Here is a 23812-nt window from a genome sequence, read left to right on the forward strand (position 1 = left end):
GCAGGTTGTCGTCCTGATGCAGCGCGTCGAGCGACGAGCTCCGCTCACGGCCAGAGGATCTCGCGGCTCCTGCCGAGAAGCGGGGTGCCGCTTACCCCTGGAACAGGGCGAGGAAGCGATCCCAGATGGTTTGCTCTTGCTCGGGCTCTTCCGGCTCGGGCGTTTCGGGCTGCTCGATTGCGGCCGTGGTCATGACGAACTGCACGGCTTCCACGTTGGCGTTCTGCGGCGACACGAACGACACCGGGTCGAACTTCGGGAAGTCGAACTCGGCAGTCATGTCGGCGATCTGCCGCTTCATGGTTTCGGGCAGCGTGATGGTGGACGCGTTGAGCTGGTTCATGCCGCTGCTGAGCTCGCCCGCCCCGCCGGCCAGCTGGCCCGCGCCGCCGGCAAGCTGGTTCGCGCCGGACTCGAGCTGGCCGTAGTTCTCGGCGAGCGCCGACAGACCCGACGCGTACTGCGCAAGACCTTCGTGGAACCGGCCATACTCGCCAGATAGCTGCGCGATGCCTTCGACGAGCTGGGAGAGTTGGTCGAGCTGGCCGCCGCCCACGGCCGTTTCGAGTGCGGACGCCATGGAGCGGAGAGCGGCTTCTTGCTGGGCGAGGGCGCCGCCGCTTTGCGCATCGGCCGCCAACGCGCCCAACAGCTGGTCGGCGCCGGAGAAGGCGTCCTTCGTCGCGGCGTACGTGCCCTTGACGGTTTGGGCGGCCTGGTAGTTCGCGATAAGCTGATTCACCGTGACGAGGTCGTCGGGGTTTTGCGACGTGCTTGCAAGGGCCATCAAGCTTCCGATCTGCTCTTCTGTCAACGTGCCGGCGGGAATGCCTTCGATAGCGCCCTCGAGCGCCGGGAGCGCCTGCGCGTAGCCCTGCTGGACGCGAACGACCTGTTGACGCAGCTCCGCAAGCCCGTCCGCGAGCGCGTTCAGCCCGCCCGGCAGCTGCCTCAGCTGGTCGAGCTGCGACAAATCAGCACCCTGCAAACCGCTCGCGACAGCCGACAGCGCAGCGTTGATCTGGCTCGACGCGCTCACCAACTGACCGGACGAGCCGTTGAGCCTGTTCAACCCCTGGCCGAACGCCGCAGCGCCCGACGACAGATCCTGTGCGCCGCTGGTCAGCTCGTCTACGCCCGAGGCGAGCGACGACGTGCCCTCCGCCAGCGCGCCGACCGCGTCCGATAGGTTCGTCATGCCGCTGACCATGCTTGAGGTGTCGGGCATCTCGACGACCGACGAGTACGGCAGCGCGGCGATCTGCGCGCCCGGCATCTTGAAGTTCCGCACCTTGGCCGTGAGCGTGAAATCGGCATCCTGACCGGGCAGGACGGTGAAGGCAGCTGTAGCGTCTTCGCCGGATTGCGCGATGGTGGCTCCCTCGCCCTCCACGTCGGAGGCGACGTCGCCCGGCAGCGTGAACGTGATCTGCAGCATGAAGCTGTCGTAGAACGCGGGATCGATGGCCTCGTTGCGCGCGGTGGTCACATGGACGGCCAAGTTGCCCGAAGCGCCGGCCAGCTGGTCGGCCTCCACCTTCTTACCGTCCAGTTCGTAGGACAGCGACACATTCCACGGCAATGCGGCGTTTGCGGCGTCTCCCTGGTAGTACAGCGTGCCCTCTTCGGCCTCGAACGTGGTGGCGTCGCCGATGCGCGCCAGCTCGGTCTCGTTCGTGAGGTTCTGCACGGACGTGTAGTCGCCGTGGTCGACGACGGTGCCCGGCACCTCCACGTCGAAGCGGTTGACCACGTACACCGCTTTCGGCGCGCCGCTCGCCGCCAAGGTCGCGTACACCACTTCGGACTTCTCGTACGTCGCCGCGGACGAGGCGGAAGCGGCAGATGCAGAGGAAGAGCTCGCCGCATCGCCCTCGGCCAGCGCGAGCGCGCTCGGCACGCAGGCGACGGACAGCGTCACGGTGAGCAGCGCGACGACGCAGGTGCGCAGACAAGGGTGCTTTTTCATGATTCGTCTCCTTCGGACGCGGGGAGCGGGGCGGGTTCGGATCCCTCGGCCGCTACGGGAGATGCGGCGTCGACAACCTCAGACGCTGCGGGCACCGCGGGCTCGGCAGCCGCGACAGGCGCGAAGTTCGCATGCCAGGTGGTGCGCCGGATAACGCGATCAAGCAGCACGAGCAGCGCCGGCAGGAAGCACGTGACCAGCGTCAGCGACAGCAGCGCTCCGCGGGCGAGCAGGAAGCCCAGGCTGGACACCGCCGACATGCTGGACGAGAATCCCAGCGCGAAGCCCGCAGTAGCCAGGATGCCGGCCGACACGAGCAGCGACGGGAACGTTTCGCCCAGCGCAAGGTGCGCGGCCTTGCGCGCCGGGACGCGTCGACGGTGACGCAGGTAATGCGTGGTCAGCAGGATGCCGTAGTCGATGGTGGCGCCCAGCTGCACCGTGTTGATGACGAGGTAGCCGATGAAGTTCACCGACTCGCCCATGAAGTACGGGATAGACAGGTTGATCCAGATGCCCGACTCGATGGTGAGCAGCAGCACGAGCGGCAGCGTGAGCGAGCGGAACGTCACCAGCAACACGATGAGGATGGCGATGATGGCTACGGCGCTGACCACCACGTTGTCCACCGCCACGATGTTCTTCATGTCGTAGAGATTCGCGGACTGGCCGGCGGTGTAGTACGTGTCGTAATGGCGCGCAGCCGCCTGCTGCACGGCTTCCACCGTGGAGAACGCCTCGTCGCTTTCCACATCGGTGCTGGTGTAGGCGATGATGCGCGCGTAGTTCGGCGAATAGAACTGGTCGATCACGCTCTGGTCGAGGAAGCCCTGCGGGATGGCGGCGCCCACGGTGGACGCGTACGAGATGACGCCCGTTACATGATCGACCTCGGCCAGGTCGCGCGAAAGCGCAGCCTCGGCGGCCACGTCACCGCGCGGCACCAGCACCACCACGGCGTTCTGCTGGCCGAACTCGTCTTGGATCATAAGCGTGTCGGCGCCGGCGCGCAGGTTCGGGTCGGGCTCGCTGTTCTGGTAGGTGAACACGGTGTGGCTCTGACCCAAAAACGCGGGAACGACGAGCGCCAACACGAGGACGAGAGCCGGGACGCGCACCTTCGACAGCACCTTGCCCACGTTCTTGAACGAGGGCATGAGCGGCCGATGCCGCGTCTTGTCGATGAGCTTGTACAGCGAAAGCGTGACCGCCGGCAGGAACACCATGACGGTGAAGAAGCTGAACACGATGCCCTTCACCAGGTTGATGCCAAGATCGGCGCCGATTTGGAACTGCATGAACGCAAGAGCGGCGAAACCGAACAGCGTGGTGACGGCGCTGGCGGCGATGGTGGACAGCGACCTGCGCATAGCCAAGGCCATGGCACGCTCCACGTTCGGCGTGCGCTGACGCTCGGCCGCGAACGCGTGCAGCAGGAAGATGGCGTAGTCCAGCGACACCGCCAATTGCAGGATGGGGCTCACCGAGAACGTGATGAACGAAACCTGCCCCAGCACGATGTTCGTACCCATGTTGATGAGAATGGAAACGCCGATGGCGGCGATGAACAGCAGAGGCTCGATCCACGACGTGGTGGACAGCACGAGCAACAGGATGATGACGGGCACGAGGATGAGCGCCGCGCCGCCGGCCTCCTTCGACGTGCTGGCCGTGGTCTGCGCGGTATCGGCGGCCTCGCCCGACACGGCGTTGCCCGGGCCCGCCTCGTCCACGAGGGCGCGCAGCGCGGGGACGGCCGTGCTTTCGGAGCCTTCGGCCACGGTGACCTGGAACAGCGCAGCGCCATCGCGATAGTACGTCTCGACCGTGGAGGCATCGGCCATTTCGAGGGGCACCGTGACGTCCACGACGTCGTCGAGCCACATGACGCCCTCGACGCCTTCCACTTCGGCGATCTTATGCTTGAGCGCAAGCGCCTGGGCAATGCCCACATCGTGGACGAGCACATTGGCGTTGGGGACGGCCTGGGCGAACTCGTCGTTCATGATGGAGACGGCCGTGGTGGATTGCGCTTCGTCGGGCAGGTAGTCCACCATGTCGTAGTTGACTCCCACGAACGGGATCATCGCGGCGCACACGACGGCGACGGTCAAAAACGCCGCCACGACGGCTTTGCGTCGCGCGATGATGCCGTCGATGATTCGATCCATACCCGCCCGCCTGTCCGCTTCGCCTGCGCGTATACGCGCGCTTGGTTACCCTACATCATGCATGATAACCAACACCGTGTAGCGAAACAACCAACAAGGGATGCCAGAACTGCCCGTAACCCGACACACGGTTGACCAAGTGTCGGAGATTCACGAAACCGTCACCTTCGAGTATGCCGTCCGGTTACCGGCCCGCTCCGTCGCGGAGAGCTTTGAGCTTGGCGAGGGTGACGGGGTCGATGCGGGAGGCCACCGTGTTCTTCTGAGCCACCTTCGGGGTTTCGTCGAGGCGCGCCTCCTCGTAGTACATCCCCACCTCGCGCGAGAAGCCGTCGGCACTCATGCGATCCACGCCGAAGCCGAACGTGGTGTCTTGGATGGTGGCGTCGCTGGTAACCACGAGGGTTTCCACCTGGCGCTCGCGCGCGTCGTGGGCCAGCTTCTCGATGACCTTGTCGGCCGACTGGCCCGCCGGCGAGAACACGATGCGCACGCCGCCGACGGTTTCCGCCTCGCCGTTCGAGAACGCGTTCTTCGCGCCATCGAACACGATGACGGCCTTGTAGTCGCCTCCGGCGTAGTTCACCACGTCGTTGATGAGCATCTCGCGCGCGGCGTTGAACGTGTCGTCGGTGTAGTCCTCATCGGGCGCGTTGCGGTAGCGGCTGCCGGAGCGCAGCACGTTGTATCCATCAACGATCAGGAGTTTCTTACGTTGCTTGGCCATGATCCACCTACGTCAACCTGCGCGTCCGCCGTTGTCCTACTGGTTCTGGCGAAGCCACTCGTACATGCAGGCGGTGGCGGCTTGCGCCACGTTGAGGGACGCCACTTCGCCCTCGATGGGCAGCTTCACCAGGAAGTCGCAGTGCTCCATCACGAGGCGCGAGATGCCCTCCTGCTCGTTGCCCATCACCAGTGCGATCTTGCCCTTGAGGTTCGACTTCCAGATGAGGTCCTTCGCATGCTCGGTGGCCCCGGCGATCCAGAAGCCCTCCTCCTTGAGGCGGCTCATGGTCTGCACGAGGTTCGACACCTGAGCCACGGGCACGTGCGCGATGGCGCCGGCCGAGCTCTTGTACGTGGACGCCTCCACGTGCGCGCTGCGCTTGTTGGGGATCACGATGCCGCACGCGCCCACCGCTTCGGCGCTGCGCGACACGGCGCCCAGGTTGCCCGCGTCGGTGATGTGGTCGAGGATGATCACGAGCGCGCGGCCGTCGTGCTGCTCGGCCGACTTGCCCGCCGCGTCGATCACGTCGCCGATGCCCACGTACGGGAACGGCGCGGCCTTCGCCATGACGCCCTGGTGGCTGCCGCGGTCGGACTTGCCGTCCAGCACCTTGCGCGGCACCATCTCCACGGTGGCGCCGGCGCGCTTCGCCTTGCGCAGGATGTCCTCGATGAGGCCATCGCGCTGCATGTTGTCGGCCATGAGAATGCTCTTGATGGGCACGCCCGTGCGCAGCGCCTCGATGACGGGGCGCTTGCCCTCGATGAAATCAGCCATGTTCACGATCCTTCGTATCTTCTCCCGCGTCGATCCTGGCATGGCATCGCACGGCACATTGTTAATTCGGACAGTATGGCAGATAGGAACGCGCCCGGGGAAGCCCCCGCGCGCATCTTCAGCGTATCGCCACGTGGAGGAGGGAGCGCGAGCGCCACACGGCTTCGAGCACGTTGCCTCAGTCGCGTTTCTCGTGGTTGCGGCGCCAGCGGCCGCGGCGGCGACGCTCCTTCTGCGCCACGGTGGCATCGCCGCCGTGCAGGAACACACCGGACACGACGCGCCGCACCTTGCCCACGCCGCGCGCCACATGAGGGGTGAGGTCGGCCTCGTTGCTGGTCTTCCAGTCGAAGTACACGCTCCAATAGCGCAGGAACACGACGACGAACACGCAGGCCACACCCGCAAGCGGCAACGGGCTTCCCGCATAGGCCAGAGCCACGAACGCGAACGATCCGCCGAGGCCTGCCACCGCGTAGAAGTTCGACTGCTGGAAAATGCCGGGCGTCTCCCCCACGCAGATGTCGCGCACCGCGCCGCCGCCCACCGCCGTGATGGCGCCGAGGATGACCGACAACACGAAACCCTGCTCGAGCGAGAACGCCTTGCTGGCGCCGGCCAGCGCGAACAATCCCACCGACAGCGCGTCGGCGAAGAACACCGTGGCATCGAGATGGCGGAACAGCCCGCGAAAGTAGAACACGAACGCGCAGATGGCGATGCAGAGGAGGATGAGATCGGGGTGCGAGGTGAAGTACACCCCGTGGGTCTGCAGCAGCATGTCGCGGATGATGCCGCCACCGTACCCGGTGACCAGGCCCAGCACCACCGTGCCGATGATGTCGAGCTTGCGGTCGCACGCGAACAGAGCGCCCGTCAACACGCCAACGACGACGGAGAAATAATCGATGCTCCACGGCACCGTGAGCACCTGCGAATCGGAGAACGCTTGCTGCAGAAATGTGGTGTCCATACGCCCCTTTCGGAATCTGCGCTTATGAAACCACACCTGCAGGTTTTGCGCTAGGGCGAATGTTCGACGCATGTCGCAACAGGATGCTCACACATGTTGACCGAACTGGTATGATACTACCCAAACGCTATCGGGTCGCGTTCGCGCGCCCGCGCACCGTATGGAGGGATCCACTTTGAACAAGAAGATCATTGCGACCGCCGCCTGCGCGGTTCTTGCGCTCGCGCTAACCGGATGCGGCTCGAAGGCCGAAGAACCGAACCTGCCGAACCCGAACGCCAGCGCGTCGAGCAGCGGCTACACCGTTACCGACGCGTCCAAACTCAAGTCGCTTTCGGTTGGCGAATCGGCCGTGTGGCGCGACTACGAAGTGGCCGTGAAGTCGATCGATCGCGCAAACGACCAGCTCAACGTACAGATCGAGTTCAAGGCGCATTCGAGCGCGCAAGAGCTTTCCACCGAATGCCTTCTGTCGTTCGGCATGCCTCCCGTCAGCTCGACGTTCGCAAACAACACCATCTCGGTGCCCGCGGGAGAGACGGCCTCCGGCACGCTCACGTTCGACGACCGCTACTCCTCGCAGCGTCTGTTCTGGAACGACGGCGCCACCGAAGCTACCTGGCTGCTCGATCAAACCCCGGTAACCGCAGAGCCGGAGCCGCAGCCCGAGGCCCCGGCAGAGCCCGCAACGCCCGAGCCCGCCGAGGATCCGCAGGCCAAGGCCGTCGCCGCCGTGGAAGCGGCGCTGCCGGGGCTCATCGCCGACAACACGTACTACACGTACCAGAGCTTCGACCCCGCCACGGCGAGCGTCACGCCGACGGAGGGCGGCTATCAGTACGCCAACGACGTTTCGATCCTCGACGGCGAAGGCAATGCGACCGTGACGAACGTGCTGCTCGTTTGCGATGCCGACGGCAACGTGACGTCGATGACCATCGACGGAGCGCTGCTTTTCTAAGACGCTTCGCCCGTCATCCTGAGCGCAGGCGGCGGACGGCTACAGCGCCACGTCTTTCTTCGGCATACTGAGGGCATCTACATCGATGCCCTCGATTCCCAACAGGGCGATCTTCTTGTCCAGGCCGCCGGCGTAGCCGGTGAGACTACCGGTCGACCCCACCACGCGATGGCACGGCAGGATGATGGAAATGGGGTTGCGGCCGACGGCGCTGCCCACGGCGCGCGCCGACGTACGAGTTCCCGTCTGCTCTTCGATGCGACGCGCGATCCAGCCGTACGTGGTCAGCTGGCCGTACGGGATCTCGGCGAGCAGCGCCCACACACGCTGCTGGAACGCGGTGCCGCGCGGGTTCACGGGCGGAAGCGCGCCGGGGTCGTCGCCTGCGAAGTAGCGTTCGAGCCATGCGCGCGCCTCGACGAGTACCGGCAGATCGGGATGATCCTCGGCAGCTTCGAGCGTCGCTTCGAAGTGCTTCTGCCCCTCAAGCCACAACCCGACGATCGCCTCACCGTCGCTGGCGACGGTGACCGAACCCACGGGCGAATCGATCGTTGCAAGGTAATCCATGCGAGCCTCCTACACGCGCAGCGCTTCGGCATGCCAGGCGAGCAGAGCTCGAGCCAACCCTGCAAGCGAGACGAAATAGCCGTCGGGCGCCGCCTCGGCAATGCGCGCGCGGAACGCGTCGACCCAGCTGAGCGGATGCTTCTCGATGAAGTCCGCCACGGATTCGAGCGCGGGAGCATCGGCGGCGTCCGCGTCTGCGCGGGCGCACAGCGACGAGAGGTACAGCAGCTCGATGCCCAGGTGGTCTTCGTACTGGTTGTTGACGTTCCGCACTTCAAGCCCCGCTTCACGCAGCAACTCGCGCATCTCGAACGTGGCCTGACCGAACCCCACCGTCACGTTCTCGCCGCGGTACATCGTCTCCCATGGAGCAGCCGCGGGCGACGGCGGGCCCACGAACAGCTTCGTATATTCGACGGCCGCGCGCTGAGACTCGTCTTCGCCTGCTTCCGCGCGCTGGACGGCTCCTTCGGCATAGCGCGCGCATGCCGCGACGGCCTCCGCCACGGCCTCGTCGTCGAACGAGGGAAACGCTTCCCAAAACGCCGGATCCAACCCCACCGTCGACGTCATCGTCATCGGCTTGAGCAGCGAGTTGCCGATGAACGCATAGGCTTCAGACAGGGTCTTCCAGGGAATCTCCTTGGCCATGGCGAAAAGCTCCTTTCAGCGCAGGACGCGCAACGTGAACCAAGATGATGCATAGCATACCGCACCCGAGCCGGGATCCCTGCGCCGCAGGAGGGAAAGCGCCGCCAAGGATCACCGGACGGGAGACGCGGTTGGGACGGCTAAGCCGCCTCGCCCGCCGGGCGCTCGACGGCAGCGGCCTCGGCATCGCGCGGCGCCGCGCGTCCCGGCAGCAGCTTCTGCGCGAGAACGAGGAACGCGAGCGCGCCGAGGGACACCACGCCGATGACCACGACGATCTCCACCCAGGTGGGAGCGTACGTCCCCGTGAGCGCCCACATGCTCGAGCCGCCCTGCTGGGCCGCCGCGGTGCCAAGCGAGACGCCCGGCGCGCCCGCCACGTTGAACCCGACGAAGGAGGTGAGCAGCAGCCACACGCGCTTGAAGAACACGCCGGTCACCACGCACACGCTGGCCACGGCCACCAAGCCCATCCGCGCGCGGTTCTTCGCGAACACGAGGATGCAGAACGGGATGAGGATGCCCACGACGATCTCGAACCAGAAGAACGGGGCGGTTGCGCCCGTCGCCATGATGGCGAGCGTCTCGGCGCCGGCGGCGCCCGGGTACGCCATAGTCAGCGCCTCGCAGCCCACGAGGAACCCGTCGACAGCGACGCACACGGCCAGCAGGCCGGCCAGGTTCGACAGCAGCTTCTTGTCGGTGGCGAAACGGCCGGACTTGTTGAGACCCATGAGCGAGAGCAGCAGCAGGGCCAGGCCGGAGTCCATGGCCGATACCACGAACAGCGGCGCCATGATTGCCGAGTACCAGCCTTCGCGCGCCATTTCCAGGCCGAAGATCCACGCCGTCACCGAGTGCACGAGGATGGCGACAGGCAGGGCGAAGCGCGACACGACGGCCACCTTGCCCTGCGCGCCCGGCTTTTTCGACTTCATGAAGTACAGGTACACGACGTTTATGACCAGGTACAACGTGATGACGCAGATATCCCAGAACAGAGGAGACATCGGGTTCGGCCCCGTGAGGATGCGCCACACGCGCCCGATGCCGCCAAGGTCGATGAGCACGAACATGCCGGCGCAGCAGATGCACACCGTGGACAGGACGACAGCGGGAAGCGCCACCTTCTTGTACTCGGCCACATGGAACACGCTGGCCGACGAAGCCACGATGAGGCCGCCGGCCGACAGGCCCACGAAGAACATGAAGCACGTGATGTAGAGGCCCCACGACGTGGAGTTGCTCATGCCGGTGACGCCCAAGCCGTTGACCAGCTGGTAGATCCAGGCGGCGACGCCGGCCACGGTCAGCGCTGCGAGCACGCCCGCGGTCGCTTTGAACGTTGTCGAGGTTTTCATGGTTCGCACCTCCTCCTTAGTTGAAGTAACGGACTTGCGGGCGGGTGCCCTGCTCTTCGAGAAGGACGCCGGCCTTGCGCTCGCGGACGACGCGCGAGATCTCGCTGTCCGGATCGTCGAGGTCGCCGAACGTGCGAGCCTTGGAAAGGCAGCATCGCACGCACATCGGCTCGTCGCCGCGGTCGGTGCGCTCCTTGCAGAGCGTGCACTTCTCCACTACGCCCTTGCCGCGCACGGGCACATCCTTGTCGCCGTAGTTGAAGTCAGGATCGCGCACCGGCTCGTTCCAGTTGAACACGCGTGCGTTGTACGGACAGGCCGCCATGCACATGCGGCATCCGATGCACTTCTCGTAGTCGATCTCGACGCGTCCCTTGTCGTCCTTGTACGTGGCGCCCGTCGGGCACACGCGCAGGCACGCGGGATTCTCGCAATGCTGGCAAGCTATCGGCAGATGCGAACGCGAGATACTAGGATACGTTCCCTGCACGCCCACCTCAAACTCACAGTTTTCGTTGAGCACACGATTCCATGTCATGCCCATAGGTACGTTGTTCTGCATCTTGCACGCCATGGCGCATGTGTTGCAGCCCGTGCAACGGCTCAAATCGATGGCGATGGCCAACCGAGTCATCTAAATCACCTACGCTTTCTTCACTTCGATAAGCGTGTCATTGAAAGGAGTGACCCTCCCTTTGGCGAGCGCTCTTCCGCGAGGATTTGCGGCATCGTTGGTCACATTCTGCAGGTTTCCAGAAACCATATACTTATCCCAGATGCCTTCGATGATAACCGCCGTTCCCGGACGTACGGCTTCGGTGGCGACGCATGCGCATTGAAACGATCCTCGCTCGTTGAACGCTTCAATCACGTCACCCGACTCCAATCCACGCGCCTCCATGTCGATGGGATTCATTTCCAACGTTGGCTCGTAGTATTGGCGCAACCACGAAGCATCCATGAAGTTCTGATGGATGAAGTATTTCGATCGACGTTGCGTCATAACGAGAGGATACGCATCCCGCAGCGGATTGCCTTCGTATGCCTCATGCGGCGCTTCGTACTGGGGCAAGGCCTGTCCATATTCGACCAGGTCCTCGTAATACAAATCGATCCTCCCCGACGTTGTTTTGTAGGTCTGATTACTGTAACTGCGCGCGATTTCCGGTTGGTTCTTCAAGGCGACCACGCCGTTTCCTGCTACTACCTCGTCGAGCGTTATACCGGCGACGGCCTTGTCGGTCGCATTGTCCAATTGAAAACGCGCAAGCTCCTCCTGGCTCTTCGGAAGCGCATCCCCGTATCCCAATCGCTTCGCCATCTCTCGATCGATCCAAAAGTCCGTTTTGCTCTCAAACAGAGGATCGAGCACTTTTTGCTGCAAGAGCACATGTCCGCGTAAGGCTCGAAGAAAACCAATCTCCTCGTCGACCTCGAAATGGGAGCACACCGGAAGAACGATATCCGCCCAATCCACCGATGGCGTATGCCATATATCTTGAACTACGACGAAATCAAGCCCCTTCGCCCATTCGTTTGTCCGGTTCTGATTACCCGCAATCTGCTGGAACGCGCCGTTCTGCACCCACATGAATCGGATACCGCTTTCCTCGTCGCGATAGTCGACGCTCGCTTTAGGCGCCGAAGCGACTTTGCACTCGGATGGCAACGGCCAGGAAGCAAGCTTGCCCGCTCCAAAAATCTTCTGGTAAGCGTTTACGTACGCTCCCGCCCCCCAACCGGGGATGTCAGTTCCGAACGAACCGACGAGCGTAGCCAGCAATACCGCCGCATGACCAGCGACATCCGCGTTGTAAAACTTCTCTCCACCGCCAAAGCCGAACGAGAGAATCGAAGGACCGCAGTTTGCATACTTATCGGTGATTTCAACAAGCACGTCTTCGTCAATGCCCGTCATTTCAGCAGCCCAGGAAAGCGAGTATTGCTTTTGGGTTTCTTTCAACAGTTTGAACACCGTTGCATACGCTTCACCGTCAATGGTGGTTTCAAAATCAAGGGCAGGGCTTATCCCGTCGGCATCGTAGGGACTCAAACCCGAAGCGTTCTCATCCCACACCAAAAAAGGATTCTCGGATCCCGCTTGCTTAATATCGTCGACAGGGTCTTTTCTCAGAAGGGAACCATCCGAACGCTTCACCATAAAAGGCATGCTTGTATAGGCTTTCAGATACGGAGCGTTGTACCACCCTTTATCAAGGATCAGCGAAATCATCCCTAGGTAAAGCGCCGGATCTGTTCCTGCAATCATGGGGATCCATCGCGAACTCTTCTCCGCAGTCGTGCAAAAGTTTGGATCGATCGTGATGATCTCCGCCCCGGCTTCTTTCGCCTCAAAGAAATACCGTGCAGTCACCATGCAGGTCTCGAGCATGTTGCATCCGACATTCAGGATGGTCTTGGCATTCTTCCAATCGCTCACCTCATTCGAAGAGGCTCCTTGCTGGCCAGCTTCGGCAAGCGCCGGTGAAAACCCGTTGCCCATGCCTATGTCAATTCCGCGATGCGGTTTTTCTTGGCCTTTGAGCAGCTTGGGGAGAAACGTGGTCAACGAGTCAACGGCCGTCTGAATGGCTATAGCTTGTGCGCCGTATTTCTCTTGGGTTTCTTTCACTTTCTCAGCGATAGCGTCCAAAGCTTCATCCCAGGTGATCTCGACGAATTCTCCCGATCCGCGCTCGCCAACGCGCTTGAGAGGAACCTGAAGTCGCTCTTCGCTGTATGTATGCTGAATCTCAGAGATGCCTTTCAGACAAATTGTCTCATTACGTTTGTCAGGCCAATCATTCGGCTCGATCAAGACCAGACGCCCATCACGAACCGTGCATTTGAGATGGCAGTTACATTGACAGTGACGATAATGGAACGTATATCCGACCCGCTCCCCCGCCTCGGCGTGGGCTTGGGCTGGTGCGAGCCAAGTGTCGGTTGCGATCATGTTGGCCGCGCCTGCGAGGCCGAGCGCCCCCGCAGCAGCGCCGGTCGCCTTTAGAAAGCTCCTGCGCGTGAGCCCGCTGTTCGGGCTGCTTGTTCCTGACATGTCTCCTCCTCAAAGATGTCGTCAGGATATCCCCGTTCCGTCGACTGTGGTCTTCATACCTCCAGCCGGCAAAACCTCATACGAGGATACCCCCGTTCCTCGTGAGAATTGGCCAAATTCCACTGCGCCCACTATACGAAATTATCCTATGACAATCAATGATTGTCATAGGATAATTTTTGCTTGTCATTATACTATTTTGTGAATACTTTTTCGTGATTCCGCAGGTCATCTTCTTACTTTGTCGGCTTGAAACCGAAAGGGCGGCGAAGAATGCGCCACGCATGCCGGGGAATCGTCGAGACAGAAGCCCCGAATACCCGTCCGATGGACATCGCCCGGAAAACCCCTCGCCCAAGCGCCGCCTCAGACATCGGCCACCCTTTCGTGCAGCGGACGGAAGCCAAAACGGCAAAAAAGCATCAAATTCGGAAGAAGTCGCGTAGGCCGAGCAAGCACAGCGCGCACGACATCGCATAAGAGCGCTCTGCGAACAGGCAATATGCTGTATGAGCATGCCCGCCCCACCAGCCGCCCGCTGCGAAACTTCCGAATTCGATGCCCTTTTGCCACCAACGGCGCATCGAGCGTGCAGCGGGCGGGCGCGGGAAGCGCGATTCGCGGCGCGAGCAAGAGGCGAAACTCGAAGCGCAATCAGGATCGAGACCCCAAGCGGCCGACCAGAACGACCAAGCTCAACGCTCGTCGCCTTGGGCCATCACAAGCCCGACCCCTTCCCCAGCACATCCTTCGCCACGTCGCCCAGCACGTCGCCGAAGCCTTCGCTGAAGCTGCTGGGCACCACCACCGTGCCACCCGTTTCGCGCACGCTCTCGTACAAGAGGTGCATCGCACGCAGGCGCAGCGCGACGTCGTTCTTCGCATAGGTGTCGCCCATGTCGTCCATCATCTCGCAGATGTCCTGCTCGGCTTCCATGAGGATGATGCGGGCCTTCTTGCGCTGCTCGGCCTGGGCCTCCAGCGACATGACGTCCTGCAATTCCTTCGGCAGCAGGATGTCGCGTATCTCCACCGACAGCACGGTTATACCCCACGGCGCCACCTTCTCCTCCAGCACGCGCTTGAGCTCGCGATCCAGCTGCTCGCGGCGGATGGCCACCTCGGCCACGCTCGCGCGCCCGATGGCATCGCGCAGCGCCGTCTGGGCCGCCAGCTCCACGGCACGCGTGAAGTCGCCCACCTCGATGCACGCCGCTTTCGCATCCCACACGTGCCAGAACAGCACGGCGTTCACGTCGAGCGGCACGAGGTCGGCGGTGAGGGTTTCCTCGGCGCCGAAGGTGGTGGCGCGCACGCGGGTGTCCACGCGCATGGTGTTCTGCTCGATGACGGGGAACGTCCAGAACAGACCCGGGCCCGACACGCGGTTGAACGTGCCGAAGCGCAGTACGACCACCTTCTCCCATTGCTGCGCGATGTGCACGGCCGCCGTGGCCAGAAGCGCGCAGACGAGCGCCGTCGAGATGGCTGCGACGCCGATGCCGGCGATTGCCCACCAGGCGCCCAGCGCAAGGCCGAACGCCAGCAGGAACACCACCGCCGAGAACAGCAGCACGCCCGTGCTCGACGCGCGCTCGCCTACGATCTCCGTGCTCGCATCGGGGACAACGTGCAGTCCGCGGCGCGACGATGCGGCAGACGGCACGCCGCCCTGCCCGCCTGGCATATCCCCTTCGTTTCGCCTGGTCTTCACCCGCATCACGCTCCCGTCCGCGCCTTGCGCGCCGTCGTTCCCACGTCGACCGGCACGATCCGCCCCGTCCCCTCGACCCGCTCGAGCGGGGGTTCGAGGCCCTCGTCCTTCTTGATCTGCTTGATCTTCTTGATCATGCACTTCTGCACGTCGTCCAACGACAATCCGAGGTCGCGGCAGGCCGCCACGCAGTCGCTCATGATGCCGTCGACGTCTTTCGTGTACTCCTCGTCCATCTCGGCGTCGAGGTCGCGTACGAACACGCCGCGCCCGCGCGTCGATTCCAGGTAGCCGTCGGAAACGAGGCTGAGGTACGCCTTGTTCACCGTGTTGTAGTTGATGGAAATCTCCGAGGCCAGGCCGCGCACGGTGGGCAGCTGGTCGCCCGGCTTGAAGTACCCCGAGTTGATCAGGTAGATGAGCCGCTGACGCAGCTGCACCCACAACGGCACATCGGTGGTCGAATCCACTTCGAACGGAAACATGTCACATCACTCCCATCGAGCTGAGCACCGGGTGGGCACCAGCTGCAACAACGCAGAACCGCATGACAAACCCGCCGACCAGCACGCATGCGGAGGCGAACAGAACGACGCCCGGCAATGGGCGGCGCCGCAGCGCGAGCACGACGTCCAGCGCGAACGGCACCGCCAGGCCGAGTACGACGAAGCAGCCCCAGAACAACTGCGCGTTCCGGCCCGCCACCAGCTCCCGCACCGATTGCGCCGCGGCGAGCTCGGTGCCGTTCGACAGCGGCGCGCCTGCCTGCGAAGCCGCGTATACGAACACCGCGACGATGGCCGCCTCGACCACGATGACCGCGGCATCGACGGCCGCCAAGCGCCCGAGCACGGCGCCGAACGCCGATGCCGCGCCCGTGATCTGAGCAAGCGCAAGCGCGCACGCGATGCCGCACGACAGCGACGACGCCGCGAACAGCGCCGGCAGCCACGGCGTGGCCCACAAGGGCACCGCGCCGAGGCTCTGCAGCAAAAGGCCGGTGTACACCATGACCACGAGGGACGCAAGCCCGGCGACCACATGAACGACGCGTACGAGGGCGACGTTCCAGACGCCGACGCCGAGCCATGCGAGGCCGAGCGCCGCCGCGAGCGCCAGGCAGGCTGCGAGCGCCCACGAGCCCACGGCCAGGTACGATGCCGTCGGGTGCACGAGCAGCAGAATCATGCGCTCGGCGTTGCCGAGGTCGGCCACCAAACACACGATGCCCAGCGCAAGCAGCACGAACGCGGCCACGAGCCCCGAACCGAGCAGTTTGCGGTACGCGGCGCTCGGATGTAGGTGCACGCCCGGGGGCGTTGACAAGCACGAACGGGGCACGAGCAGGCCGAGCACCGAGAGCACGAGGCAGAGCCCCGCCCCGGTGCCGCCAAGGAACAGGTAGCACACCACCAGATCGCTCAGCACGCCCGCCCCTTCCTTCTCGATCCGTTCGCATGCGGCTCATGCGAACCATCGCGCGCCACCGTCGCAGCCGCCTCGCCGAGCGGCTTTCGCTCCACGCGCTGCCATCTCCCCTCGATGCCGGAATAGTCATAGGATAATATTAGCACGCCCCGATGCGCTTCGCCATTGCGGGCGGCTTCTAGCCTTCCCTCCGCCTCGCCAACGCTTTCGCCATTCCGTAAGCGGCGAAGACCACGACGACGGCCGCAAGGTATCCGAAGGCGTCGAACGGGAGATCCTTCCAATCGAAGTGCCGAACCGGAACGAACAGCTTGTGCGTCTGGTCGAAAAGCGACCCCGCCATGCACGCTCCCAACGAGGCGAGCATCATGGTTCCCACGCTCATTCTTTGCGAAAACCAGACAATGACCAGCACAGAGGCGAGCGCGCCGAACGCGAAGAACTCGCCTGTATGCCCTATCCTGCGCACGGGTATCTGTTGGACGAGCTGCGCAAGCAAACCATCCGACCCTGTATGCGCGACAACGAATTTCAAGAACGCGTCGAAGCGGCTCGACAGCGCTACGCTTTCCGTCGGGCCTTGCGCGGTAAGGTAGAAGATTGCCGCGCAGATGCCGACGAAACCCAACGTGACGAGGGCGCGAGCCGCATTTCTCATTCGTGTCGACCGTCGAGCGATAGGGCCTCCTCGCTGCAGGGATTCATCGATCTGCTTTGAAAGCAAGGTTTGATTATACCGAAGACGCACCGACGTCGGCGGAAACGTGCAAGATGCGTCATCTTTCCAAGAAATCGTCCATATGTACTCTGGTGGATACAAGGGTGCGTATTCAACCGGTTACGCTTGCGACATGGGAAAATCCTCCGAAAAGAACACGCCGGCATATCACGACCCCCTTGTGCAGCAATACGCCTTCATCCTCGGCGAGAACCTTCGTCAGTTGCGCAAGGCGCAGGGCTTGACGCAGGAGCGGCTTGGGCTGATGATAGGCACCGGGCATTCTCGGATCAGCAACATCGAACGAGGCCGCGTGGTTCCGAGCGTTCCCGACATGATCAAGCTTTGCCGGGCGCTCGAGGCCGACCCCGTCGAACTCGTCGACACCGCCGCGTTCAAGCTCTCCGATTTCCCCGAACGCCAGCAGGGCCATGCGCGGCTTTACGCCCCTCCCCCGCGCCCCGCCGAAGCTACAGCTGGTCCACCAGGCTCTTCAGTTTGCGAATGAGTCCCTGCGAGAGCGGCACGCCCTCGCGATCCATTCGACGAGCTTCCTCGACGCTGCGGATAGCCGCCTGCAACGCGCGGGACGCATCGGCCGTCGTCTTGGGCCGCGACGCTTTGAGGTGGGCTTTCAGCTGGCCGAAGGTCATCTCCTGGCGCTGGTACTCGACGAACAGATCCAGCTGTTTCTGGTTCGGAAGCTGCGAGATGGCGCGCAACGTGAGCGGGTCGACGACCCCGGCTTGCGCCTCCACCTGCCAGTTCTCGTTCAGGTCGCCGGTGAGGAGCTCCGCCTGCTCGCGCGTTTCGCGCAGACGCTTCTCGGCCGCGATAGCGCGCTTGACCGTGGCGGGCGACACCGACTGCCCCGTTTCCTCGGTCACGATGCGTGCGATGATGTCGTTCGTGCGCACGCCCTTGAGCGACGGGTCTGCCTCGCGCAAAGCCGGCACCTCCCTGCCGATGGCCGCGTAGCGCGCGCCGCGCTCTTCCTGCGAAAGCCGGCGCGTCACGAGGTTGGTAACATTGAGCAGCACACGGGCGCGGGCGTCGTCCAGGTTGTCGACGAGCGTGACCGGGATGGTTCGGAAGGCCGCGTCCTCGCGGGCAAGGCGCCTGTACGCCTCGAGTCGGCGGTGCCCGGCGATCATCTGATAGGCGCCGTCCGGCAGCTTGCGCACGAGCGGCAGCTGCCCGAGACCCTCGGAGCGGATGGACGCGACGAGCTCCTGCATCTCGCTTTCATCCATGGTGAAGTCGTTCTCCGGGTGCGACTGGATGCTGTCGACGGGAAGGGCGAGCGTTTGGTAGGGAGTGGTCATCGGGATTATCTCCTTTGCATATTATTTCATATTTATGCAATTTTTTGTATAAATCAACGCTACTATTGAATAGAATAAAATCTTAAATTGAATATACTTCATTATAGACTGTCTAGCTTTTCGGCAATAGCCTCCGTTTCTCCAAACCCCTTACGCAGATCCGCCATGCCGTCTTCCCGTGGATCGCGAGTTTCGAAATCGCAGCTTCCAGCATAAGCGGTTTACCCCTCGATGGCAAACCCGATCGTTTTTTCTGCCGACGTTTCAAACGCTTTTCGCAATCAAAATATCGCCGCTTGCCGATCGACCTTCCCGTTCGTTTTGTCAAACGCGTCGTTCGTGACGACGCCCCGGATATTAATGGAAAACGATAAAAAACTTTCTATAATGCGAACTAGGCAACTCATAATTAAGTTGCCGGGCGGCACGCACCGATCGTCTCAAAGGAGGCACCATGTCGGATTTCAAAGAAATAGCGGTTCGCAACAGGCAAAACGGCGTTAGCGGCGAGCAGACGGGCAGGGATCTTTTCGCTCTCTCGCCCAACGGTCCGCTCGAAGATGTGGTGGAGGCTCTGGCCTTCGCCGGATTCCCTCCGCGCGACACCATCATGGGCGCTACCCAGTATTCTACGTCCCTGTATCCGGGCGAAAGCGAGTACACGCATCGCCAGGTGATCATCGACAAGATGAAGGCCGTAGGCTATCCGGCCAACGAAGTCGATGATGCCGTTGCCGACATTTGGCGCGGGTAGGCGCTTTCTTTCGAGAAAGGTGTCAACGGGGTTCCGCGCGACACGATTGCTGAACAAGTCGAGGCCGAGGGTTTCGAAACGACGGAGCGAAAGGAGAGCACGATGCTCGGAACATGGGAAATCGCGAAAATGAAAAAGTCAAGCCTGCCTGAAAAGGTTGCCAGCGGCTTCAGCGAGGCCACGAAGAACCTCAAGGGCGCGAAATACCGCCCGGTTCTGTACTGCGGCAAGCAGATCGTGGCAGGCACGAACCACATGATCATCTGCAAGCAAACGCTTTCGGACAGAGAGGGCACCGAGCATGTGGTGGCGATGATGCTGCACCAACCTTTGCCGAAGCAGGGAAAGAAATGGGAGATCGTCTCCATCACGCCCATCGTGTAAGGGCTCGAACCCGGTAGGGCCCTTCGGCGCTGCCTGGTTGCAAGGCTAGTAGGCGGGTCGTTCGAAGTGCCCCAGGGCGTTCGAGCGACCCGCCTTTTCGTTGCTGGCGGGGACGCGAAACGAACCCGCGGGGTCACCATGACCCCGCAAGAGCCCTACCTCGCCCCGCGGGCATGCCGTTTCGACGATAAGCGCGGTTATGTAAAGTCGAGCGCGAGGGTCGGGGATGCCGAGCCGATGGCCGCCTCCGACGTGGCGTTCCTGGCGCCCGAGCTGGTGTCGGAGGCCGAGGGCCCCGTGCCCGTCCCCGCGCCGGCGGAGGGGCGGCTGGGATACCGCTTCGTGAAGCGGGCGTTCGACATCGCGTTCTCGCTGTGCGCGATAGCCGTGCTGCTGGTCCCCTCGATCATCCTGTGCGTCGCCATCCGCCTGGAGTCCCCGGGCTGCCCCATCTACTCCCAGAAGCGCGTCGGGCGCATCGGGAGGAGCGGCGAGGTGCGAACGTTCGACATGTACAAGTTCAGGAGCATGCACAAGGACGCCGACGAGCGCCTGTCCGAGCTCCAGGAACTCAACGAGGCCGACGGCCCGCTGTTCAAGATCAAGGACGACCCTCGCGTGACGAGGATCGGCAAGTTCATCCGCAAGCACTCCATAGACGAGCTCCCGCAGTTCCTGAACTGCCTCATGGGCCAGCTCTCCTGCGTGGGCCCGCGCCCGCCGCTCCCCTCCGAGGTGGCCCAGTACGACGAGCGCGCCATGCGCCGCCTGTCCGTCAAGCCCGGCCTCACCGGCTACTGGCAGGTGAGGGGCCGCAGCGACACGACCTTCGACGACATGGTGGCCATGGACCTCGCCTACATCGAGGAGAGGTCGTTTCTGGTGGACCTCAAGGTGATAGCGAAGACGGTTGTGACGATGCTCGATGGCAAAGGCGCGTGCTGAGATGGGTTGTTGCGGACGAGCGGCAAAAGTTGATGCATTGCTCAGTCTTCGGGCCGGAAAAGGTGTTCGAACGACGGTCGAATGGTGTTACGGGGCAGATGCTATGCGCGTTTTCGCAATAGCGTCTTCGCATTCAAGTAGGAGATCTTAAGTGTCGTGCGACAATGGTTCATATTCGTTTCTCATGAGCATCTATGAAAAAACCAAAGCTTCGGAACTGAGTAGAAGCATAGATTGCATGCTTGGACAGACGGTTCCCCCTTCTGAAATCGTAATAGTGAAGGACGGTGGTTTGCCGCCAGCTCTGGACAAACTGCTTGCCGATTATGCTTTGAAGCATCCGAACGTGATGAAAATCGTGGGCTACCCAAGCAACCAAGGACTTTGGTACGCATTGCGCATGGGTCTCGGAGAGTGCTCTAATGAATTGGTAGCCCGAATGGACTCCGATGACTATTCTTGCCCAGATCGCATTGAACAAGAACTGGCCGTGATGCGCAACGACCCCTCTATCGACTGCGTCGGCACAAACGTAATCGAATTCGAGGGATCGTTGGACAATCAGGTGTCGCTCGTCGACCTGCCTAGCAACCATGAGGATATACTTCGCTTCGGAAAAAGAAGATGCCCGTTTCGCCATCCGACGTTGCTGTATAAGAAAAGCGTAGTTCTTCAATCGGGAGGCTATCAAGAGATGCCCCTGTTCGAGGATTACGATCTTTATATGCGCATGGTTAGCGCCGGGGCAAAGTTTCAAAACATTGCCGAACCTCTTGTTTTCGTGGGTGTCGACAGGAGCTTTTTTCAAAGACGCGGTGACCCTAGCTACTTGAAAAAAATGGTCTATTTTCGAACAACGTGCTTAAAAAGAAGGGATATCAACGCCTTTGAATACACCACTTCAATTATCCCCCACGCTATTGTTTGCTTGTTGCCGAATCGGCTAAGGGCATTCGCTTACAAAACGTTCTTGCGCGCAGAGGTAAAATGAAAAGGGCAATCAATAACGCACTCGTTCGTACGCGAAATGGAGTGAACCGACTCTCAAGAGCGCTGATAGGAAGCGAAGCGACGAGAAAGCTGCTTGTTGTTCGATACTACCAACTTAAGATTGCGGCTCATAACGCAATGCGAAAAAAAGCCGCAAACGATATCAAGAGCTTGATGTCTTGGCGTACTGCAATGAAATGCAGAATAGATTTTTCATCGGAAGTATACCGTGGTAACGCTCTGTACGGTTTGGGGAGGGTGCTTCGCAATTATTGTGGAGTTGTCGACTCGCCTAAAGCATGCATAGAGCATGGAGTTCATTTTGGGGAATACGTGAATCAGAGCGAGACTGACAAGAGCGAATTGCCCGCGCTGTTTACGCTTAGCCCGTATCGACTTGAGCAGATCCGAAAAGCATCTTCGGTTCCTGTGTGCATCGTTGGGCCTTATATCGCATATTCGAAAGATTATCTGGACAACAAGAGCATTGAGGCAATTCGGGATCGGCTTGGAAAAACCATCCTAGCGATTCCCAGCCATTCAGTTAGAGGAGGAACGGTATCGTATGACTACAAGGATTTCATAAACGAAATCCGGCGTGTTAAAAATGCTATCAACGCGCAGACTATCCTTGTGATGTTGTATTACCAAGATATACTAAACGGGGATGCTGCTATTTTCGAAGACGCGGGCTTTGTTGTTGTGACATGCGGATATAGAGAGGATTGTCATTTTCTAGAACGGCAAAGAACCTTAATCAAGCTTGCTGATTTCACTATGTCAAACAGCATAGGAACCCACGTTGGGTACTGCGTCTATATGGGAAAGCCCCATTATTCCTTCAAGCAATGGTATGAATACGACATCGTTTTACATAGCGAAAAAGATACGGCAAAAGCGCAAGGTGAGCTTTTCGAGCAAGAGGTGGTAAGAGACGCCTTTTCAAGCTGCGAAGAAGCAATCACGGAACAGCAGCTGTCCATTTGTAAAAAATATTGGGGGTTCGATTATGTGAAGTCGAAGGAAGAGATGAGATTGATTCTAGATATGTGCTCAAAGGCCTACGCTGCTCCTCCTTGCGCCAGGCAGAGCCGACTACGAACAGAACTCGAAAAGCACGAGAATGAGAAAATAAGGCAGCTCTTCTGCTGTTAGATCCATTGCATAATTCCATTTTGAGGGCAGTGATCTTTAGATTGGTGCATGTGTTTTGCTGACTTTGTTATTGTATCTCTGTGTATTCATCTTTTCGGTTTTGCTCGCAGGCCTTTACCAAAATTCAAAGGATAAGGGGGAACTGGAAAACAAATTTGTCCGCATGGTTTTTCGCACGGTCGTCGTTCTTTCTCCTGCCGTACTAATTGGCCTGAGGGGCTTGAACGTCGGATACGACACGGAAGCAATGACGTATCTTTTGTTTTCGGGCCCATTTTCTCTGGACTATCTTCTAGAAAATCAGCACGATCCCCTATCGATTCTCTTCGCCCATGTTGCGAATAGTGTTTTCGTTGGAAATGAGTCGGCTTATCTTTTCAGCGTAAGTTTTATTACTCTGTTCATCATGTTCGCCGCCATTGAAAAGTGGAGCGATTTGATTTCCATCCCATTTGCTTTGATGGTTTATTATTTGTATTTTGCTTTAATCGGCATGGATCAATTTAAACAAGTTTTCAGTATGTCGATTCTCTTTTATGCCATCGCAAAATTGAGAAGTCATAACGACGCGCAGTTTTTTCTGCTCACCACAATTGCAGGCTTTTTCCATTCGACAAGTTTTATCGGATATGCTTTTTATTTTTTCAGGCTTAAGGGCAAAAAGAAACCCGTTCTTAAAGCGATCATGCTCGTCTGCATTCTGGTTGCCACACTCTACCCAGATGCTCTTTTCTCGCAACTCTCCAAACTGTTCGGAGAGGGAGCATACTCGATGTATTTTTCGGGTAGGTTCTATGACCGGGCGCAAGGAGCGGAAAACACCGGTTTGAGATTCGTTCTCGATATCGCTCCGTGCATCTTCCCGCTTTTCTTTCGCAAGGTTTTTCCAGACGATATCAAGTGGATGCTTACGCTGTCCCTTTTGGCCACCATGCCCCTAAGAGCATTGGGTTATGAAGCTGAATTCTTGCATAGGGTGTATTACGATCCGGCGCTTGCTATCATTCTGGCCTATCCTGCAGTTTGGGCGGGACTACCTGCTAACAGAAAACCCATCTTTCTAGTCGGCTCGCTAGCGCTTCTGGGAGCTTACTATTTCATAGCGTTCTCGACTAGCCATGGGGTTACGTCGTACGCCATGAGCATCCTGTGAATCCAGGACAAGTCATATTACG

23 protein-coding genes are annotated in these 23812 nt (G+C 60.7%); 8 read left to right on the forward strand and 15 right to left on the reverse strand.

Annotation, left to right across the window (positions count from 1 at the left end):
* Window positions 1-91: 91 nt before the first annotated feature.
* The 5 genes from ELEN_RS12020 to ELEN_RS12040 all read right to left on the reverse strand — a co-directional run bounded on the left by ELEN_RS12020 (window position 92) and on the right by ELEN_RS12040 (window position 6623).
* A complete protein-coding gene (locus ELEN_RS12020; RefSeq protein ID WP_015761144.1) occupies window positions 92-1969 on the reverse strand; it encodes a hypothetical protein in 1878 nt (625 codons plus the stop codon).
* Window positions 1966-4140, reverse strand: coding sequence for an efflux RND transporter permease subunit (locus tag ELEN_RS12025; protein ID WP_015761145.1), 2175 nt, complete (start codon window positions 4138-4140; stop codon window positions 1966-1968). Before ELEN_RS12025 ends, ELEN_RS12020 begins: the two co-directional genes overlap by 4 nt.
* Before the next feature lie 184 nt (window positions 4141-4324).
* Window positions 4325-4867, reverse strand: coding sequence for an NYN domain-containing protein (locus tag ELEN_RS12030; RefSeq protein ID WP_009305097.1), 543 nt, complete (start codon window positions 4865-4867; stop codon window positions 4325-4327).
* A 36-nt stretch (window positions 4868-4903) separates the two neighbouring features.
* Entirely contained in the window at window positions 4904-5650 is a 747-nt protein-coding gene (gene rlmB / locus ELEN_RS12035) for a 23S rRNA (guanosine(2251)-2'-O)-methyltransferase RlmB (protein ID WP_015761146.1), read from the reverse strand.
* 178 nt (window positions 5651-5828) lie between these two features.
* Entirely contained in the window at window positions 5829-6623 is a 795-nt protein-coding gene (locus ELEN_RS12040) for a trimeric intracellular cation channel family protein (protein ID WP_015761147.1), read from the reverse strand.
* A 175-nt stretch (window positions 6624-6798) separates the two neighbouring features.
* Here ELEN_RS12040 and ELEN_RS12045 point away from each other — a divergent pair, with 175 nt between their 5' ends.
* Entirely contained in the window at window positions 6799-7584 is a 786-nt protein-coding gene (locus ELEN_RS12045) for a hypothetical protein (RefSeq protein WP_015761148.1), read from the forward strand.
* Between the two features lie 39 nt (window positions 7585-7623).
* On the opposite strand, the gene ELEN_RS12050 is transcribed toward ELEN_RS12045, so the two are convergent.
* The 9 genes from ELEN_RS12050 to ELEN_RS12090 all read right to left on the reverse strand — a co-directional run bounded on the left by ELEN_RS12050 (window position 7624) and on the right by ELEN_RS12090 (window position 17024).
* Window positions 7624-8154, reverse strand: a complete 531-nt coding sequence (locus ELEN_RS12050) for a methylated-DNA--[protein]-cysteine S-methyltransferase (protein WP_015761149.1) — start codon at window positions 8152-8154, stop codon at window positions 7624-7626.
* Between the two features lie 9 nt (window positions 8155-8163).
* On the reverse strand, window positions 8164-8805 hold the full coding sequence (locus ELEN_RS12055; RefSeq protein WP_015761150.1) for a TorD/DmsD family molecular chaperone: 642 nt from the start codon (window positions 8803-8805) through the stop codon (window positions 8164-8166).
* 140 nt (window positions 8806-8945) lie between these two features.
* Window positions 8946-10166, reverse strand: coding sequence for an NrfD/PsrC family molybdoenzyme membrane anchor subunit (gene nrfD, locus ELEN_RS12060; protein WP_015761151.1), 1221 nt, complete (start codon window positions 10164-10166; stop codon window positions 8946-8948).
* Window positions 10167-10182: 16 nt separating this feature from the next.
* Window positions 10183-10800 (reverse strand): 4Fe-4S dicluster domain-containing protein, encoded by a 618-nt coding sequence (locus ELEN_RS12065; protein ID WP_009305104.1) that lies wholly within the window; start codon window positions 10798-10800, stop codon window positions 10183-10185.
* A gap of 9 nt (window positions 10801-10809) precedes the next feature.
* Entirely contained in the window at window positions 10810-13224 is a 2415-nt protein-coding gene (locus tag ELEN_RS12070; RefSeq protein WP_015761152.1) for a molybdopterin-dependent oxidoreductase, read from the reverse strand.
* Between the two features lie 718 nt (window positions 13225-13942).
* Window positions 13943-14944, reverse strand: coding sequence for a slipin family protein (locus ELEN_RS12075; protein WP_015761153.1), 1002 nt, complete (start codon window positions 14942-14944; stop codon window positions 13943-13945).
* Complete coding sequence (locus tag ELEN_RS12080) at window positions 14944-15423, reverse strand: GntR family transcriptional regulator (RefSeq protein ID WP_009305107.1); 480 nt, start codon at window positions 15421-15423, stop codon at window positions 14944-14946. The genes ELEN_RS12075 and ELEN_RS12080 overlap by 1 nt, the downstream gene beginning before the upstream one ends.
* A gap of 1 nt (window position 15424) precedes the next feature.
* Window positions 15425-16366, reverse strand: a complete 942-nt coding sequence (gene nrfD, locus ELEN_RS12085; protein ID WP_015761154.1) for an NrfD/PsrC family molybdoenzyme membrane anchor subunit — start codon at window positions 16364-16366, stop codon at window positions 15425-15427.
* Between the two features lie 178 nt (window positions 16367-16544).
* Window positions 16545-17024 (reverse strand): VanZ family protein, encoded by a 480-nt coding sequence (locus ELEN_RS12090; protein WP_015761155.1) that lies wholly within the window; start codon window positions 17022-17024, stop codon window positions 16545-16547.
* A gap of 193 nt (window positions 17025-17217) precedes the next feature.
* On the opposite strand from ELEN_RS12090, the gene ELEN_RS16695 reads away from it, so the two are divergent.
* Window positions 17218-17592 carry a helix-turn-helix domain-containing protein gene (locus ELEN_RS16695; RefSeq protein ID WP_009305110.1) on the forward strand — a complete coding sequence of 125 codons (375 nt, stop codon included), beginning with the start codon at window positions 17218-17220 and terminating at the stop codon, window positions 17590-17592.
* Here ELEN_RS16695 and ELEN_RS12100 read toward each other — a convergent pair.
* Complete coding sequence (locus ELEN_RS12100) at window positions 17555-18409, reverse strand: ParB/RepB/Spo0J family partition protein (protein WP_009305111.1); 855 nt, start codon at window positions 18407-18409, stop codon at window positions 17555-17557. The two genes, ELEN_RS16695 and ELEN_RS12100, sit on opposite strands and share 38 nt — an antisense overlap.
* A gap of 454 nt (window positions 18410-18863) precedes the next feature.
* On the opposite strand from ELEN_RS12100, the gene ELEN_RS12105 reads away from it, so the two are divergent.
* From ELEN_RS12105 to ELEN_RS12130, 6 genes are all read left to right on the forward strand, one after another.
* The gene (locus ELEN_RS12105; protein WP_009305112.1) at window positions 18864-19163 is read left to right on the forward strand and encodes a hypothetical protein; all 300 of its coding nucleotides are present in this window, start codon (window positions 18864-18866) and stop codon (window positions 19161-19163) included.
* Between the two features lie 129 nt (window positions 19164-19292).
* On the forward strand, window positions 19293-19547 hold the full coding sequence (locus tag ELEN_RS12110; RefSeq protein ID WP_229066385.1) for a hypothetical protein: 255 nt from the start codon (window positions 19293-19295) through the stop codon (window positions 19545-19547).
* A 138-nt stretch (window positions 19548-19685) separates the two neighbouring features.
* Window positions 19686-20492: a sugar transferase gene (locus ELEN_RS12115; RefSeq protein ID WP_233946887.1), complete on the forward strand. Its 807-nt coding sequence runs from the start codon at window positions 19686-19688 to the stop codon at window positions 20490-20492.
* Between the two features lie 184 nt (window positions 20493-20676).
* Window positions 20677-21483, forward strand: coding sequence for a glycosyltransferase (locus tag ELEN_RS12120; protein ID WP_041691748.1), 807 nt, complete (start codon window positions 20677-20679; stop codon window positions 21481-21483).
* Entirely contained in the window at window positions 21480-22637 is a 1158-nt protein-coding gene (locus ELEN_RS16220; RefSeq protein ID WP_015761159.1) for a hypothetical protein, read from the forward strand. Before ELEN_RS12120 ends, ELEN_RS16220 begins: the two co-directional genes overlap by 4 nt.
* A gap of 163 nt (window positions 22638-22800) precedes the next feature.
* Window positions 22801-23790: an EpsG family protein gene (locus tag ELEN_RS12130; RefSeq protein WP_041691656.1), complete on the forward strand. Its 990-nt coding sequence runs from the start codon at window positions 22801-22803 to the stop codon at window positions 23788-23790.
* Window positions 23791-23812 lie beyond the last annotated feature (22 nt).

This window comes from Eggerthella lenta DSM 2243 (assembly GCF_000024265.1).
Lineage (GTDB): Bacteria > Actinomycetota > Coriobacteriia > Coriobacteriales > Eggerthellaceae > Eggerthella > Eggerthella lenta.

Excerpts from the sequence above, each read along its gene's own strand:
- nrfD (WP_015761151.1), bottom strand. The coding sequence starts at position 10,166 with ATGAAAACCTCGACAACGTTCAAAGCGACCGCGGGCGTGCTCGCAGCG.
- ELEN_RS12115 (WP_233946887.1), top strand. The coding sequence starts at position 19,686 with ATGACCCCGCAAGAGCCCTACCTCGCCCCGCGGGCATGCCGTTTCGAC.
- ELEN_RS12025 (WP_015761145.1), bottom strand. The coding sequence starts at position 4,140 with ATGGATCGAATCATCGACGGCATCATCGCGCGACGCAAAGCCGTCGTG.
- ELEN_RS12020 (WP_015761144.1), bottom strand. The coding sequence starts at position 1,969 with ATGAAAAAGCACCCTTGTCTGCGCACCTGCGTCGTCGCGCTGCTCACC.
- ELEN_RS16220 (WP_015761159.1), top strand. The coding sequence starts at position 21,480 with ATGAAAAGGGCAATCAATAACGCACTCGTTCGTACGCGAAATGGAGTG.
- ELEN_RS12110 (WP_229066385.1), top strand. The coding sequence starts at position 19,293 with ATGAAAAAGTCAAGCCTGCCTGAAAAGGTTGCCAGCGGCTTCAGCGAG.
- ELEN_RS12130 (WP_041691656.1), top strand. The coding sequence starts at position 22,801 with ATGGTTTTTCGCACGGTCGTCGTTCTTTCTCCTGCCGTACTAATTGGC.
- ELEN_RS12105 (WP_009305112.1), top strand. The coding sequence starts at position 18,864 with ATGTCGGATTTCAAAGAAATAGCGGTTCGCAACAGGCAAAACGGCGTT.
- ELEN_RS12120 (WP_041691748.1), top strand. The coding sequence starts at position 20,677 with ATGAGCATCTATGAAAAAACCAAAGCTTCGGAACTGAGTAGAAGCATA.
- ELEN_RS12100 (WP_009305111.1), bottom strand. The coding sequence starts at position 18,409 with ATGACCACTCCCTACCAAACGCTCGCCCTTCCCGTCGACAGCATCCAG.
- ELEN_RS12080 (WP_009305107.1), bottom strand. The coding sequence starts at position 15,423 with ATGTTTCCGTTCGAAGTGGATTCGACCACCGATGTGCCGTTGTGGGTG.
- ELEN_RS16695 (WP_009305110.1), top strand. The coding sequence starts at position 17,218 with ATGGGAAAATCCTCCGAAAAGAACACGCCGGCATATCACGACCCCCTT.
- ELEN_RS12050 (WP_015761149.1), bottom strand. The coding sequence starts at position 8,154 with ATGGATTACCTTGCAACGATCGATTCGCCCGTGGGTTCGGTCACCGTC.
- ELEN_RS12030 (WP_009305097.1), bottom strand. The coding sequence starts at position 4,867 with ATGGCCAAGCAACGTAAGAAACTCCTGATCGTTGATGGATACAACGTG.
- ELEN_RS12055 (WP_015761150.1), bottom strand. The coding sequence starts at position 8,805 with ATGGCCAAGGAGATTCCCTGGAAGACCCTGTCTGAAGCCTATGCGTTC.
- ELEN_RS12065 (WP_009305104.1), bottom strand. The coding sequence starts at position 10,800 with ATGACTCGGTTGGCCATCGCCATCGATTTGAGCCGTTGCACGGGCTGC.
- ELEN_RS12070 (WP_015761152.1), bottom strand. The coding sequence starts at position 13,224 with ATGTCAGGAACAAGCAGCCCGAACAGCGGGCTCACGCGCAGGAGCTTT.
- ELEN_RS12075 (WP_015761153.1), bottom strand. The coding sequence starts at position 14,944 with ATGCGGGTGAAGACCAGGCGAAACGAAGGGGATATGCCAGGCGGGCAG.
- ELEN_RS12040 (WP_015761147.1), bottom strand. The coding sequence starts at position 6,623 with ATGGACACCACATTTCTGCAGCAAGCGTTCTCCGATTCGCAGGTGCTC.
- rlmB (WP_015761146.1), bottom strand. The coding sequence starts at position 5,650 with ATGGCTGATTTCATCGAGGGCAAGCGCCCCGTCATCGAGGCGCTGCGC.
- ELEN_RS12090 (WP_015761155.1), bottom strand. The coding sequence starts at position 17,024 with ATGAGAAATGCGGCTCGCGCCCTCGTCACGTTGGGTTTCGTCGGCATC.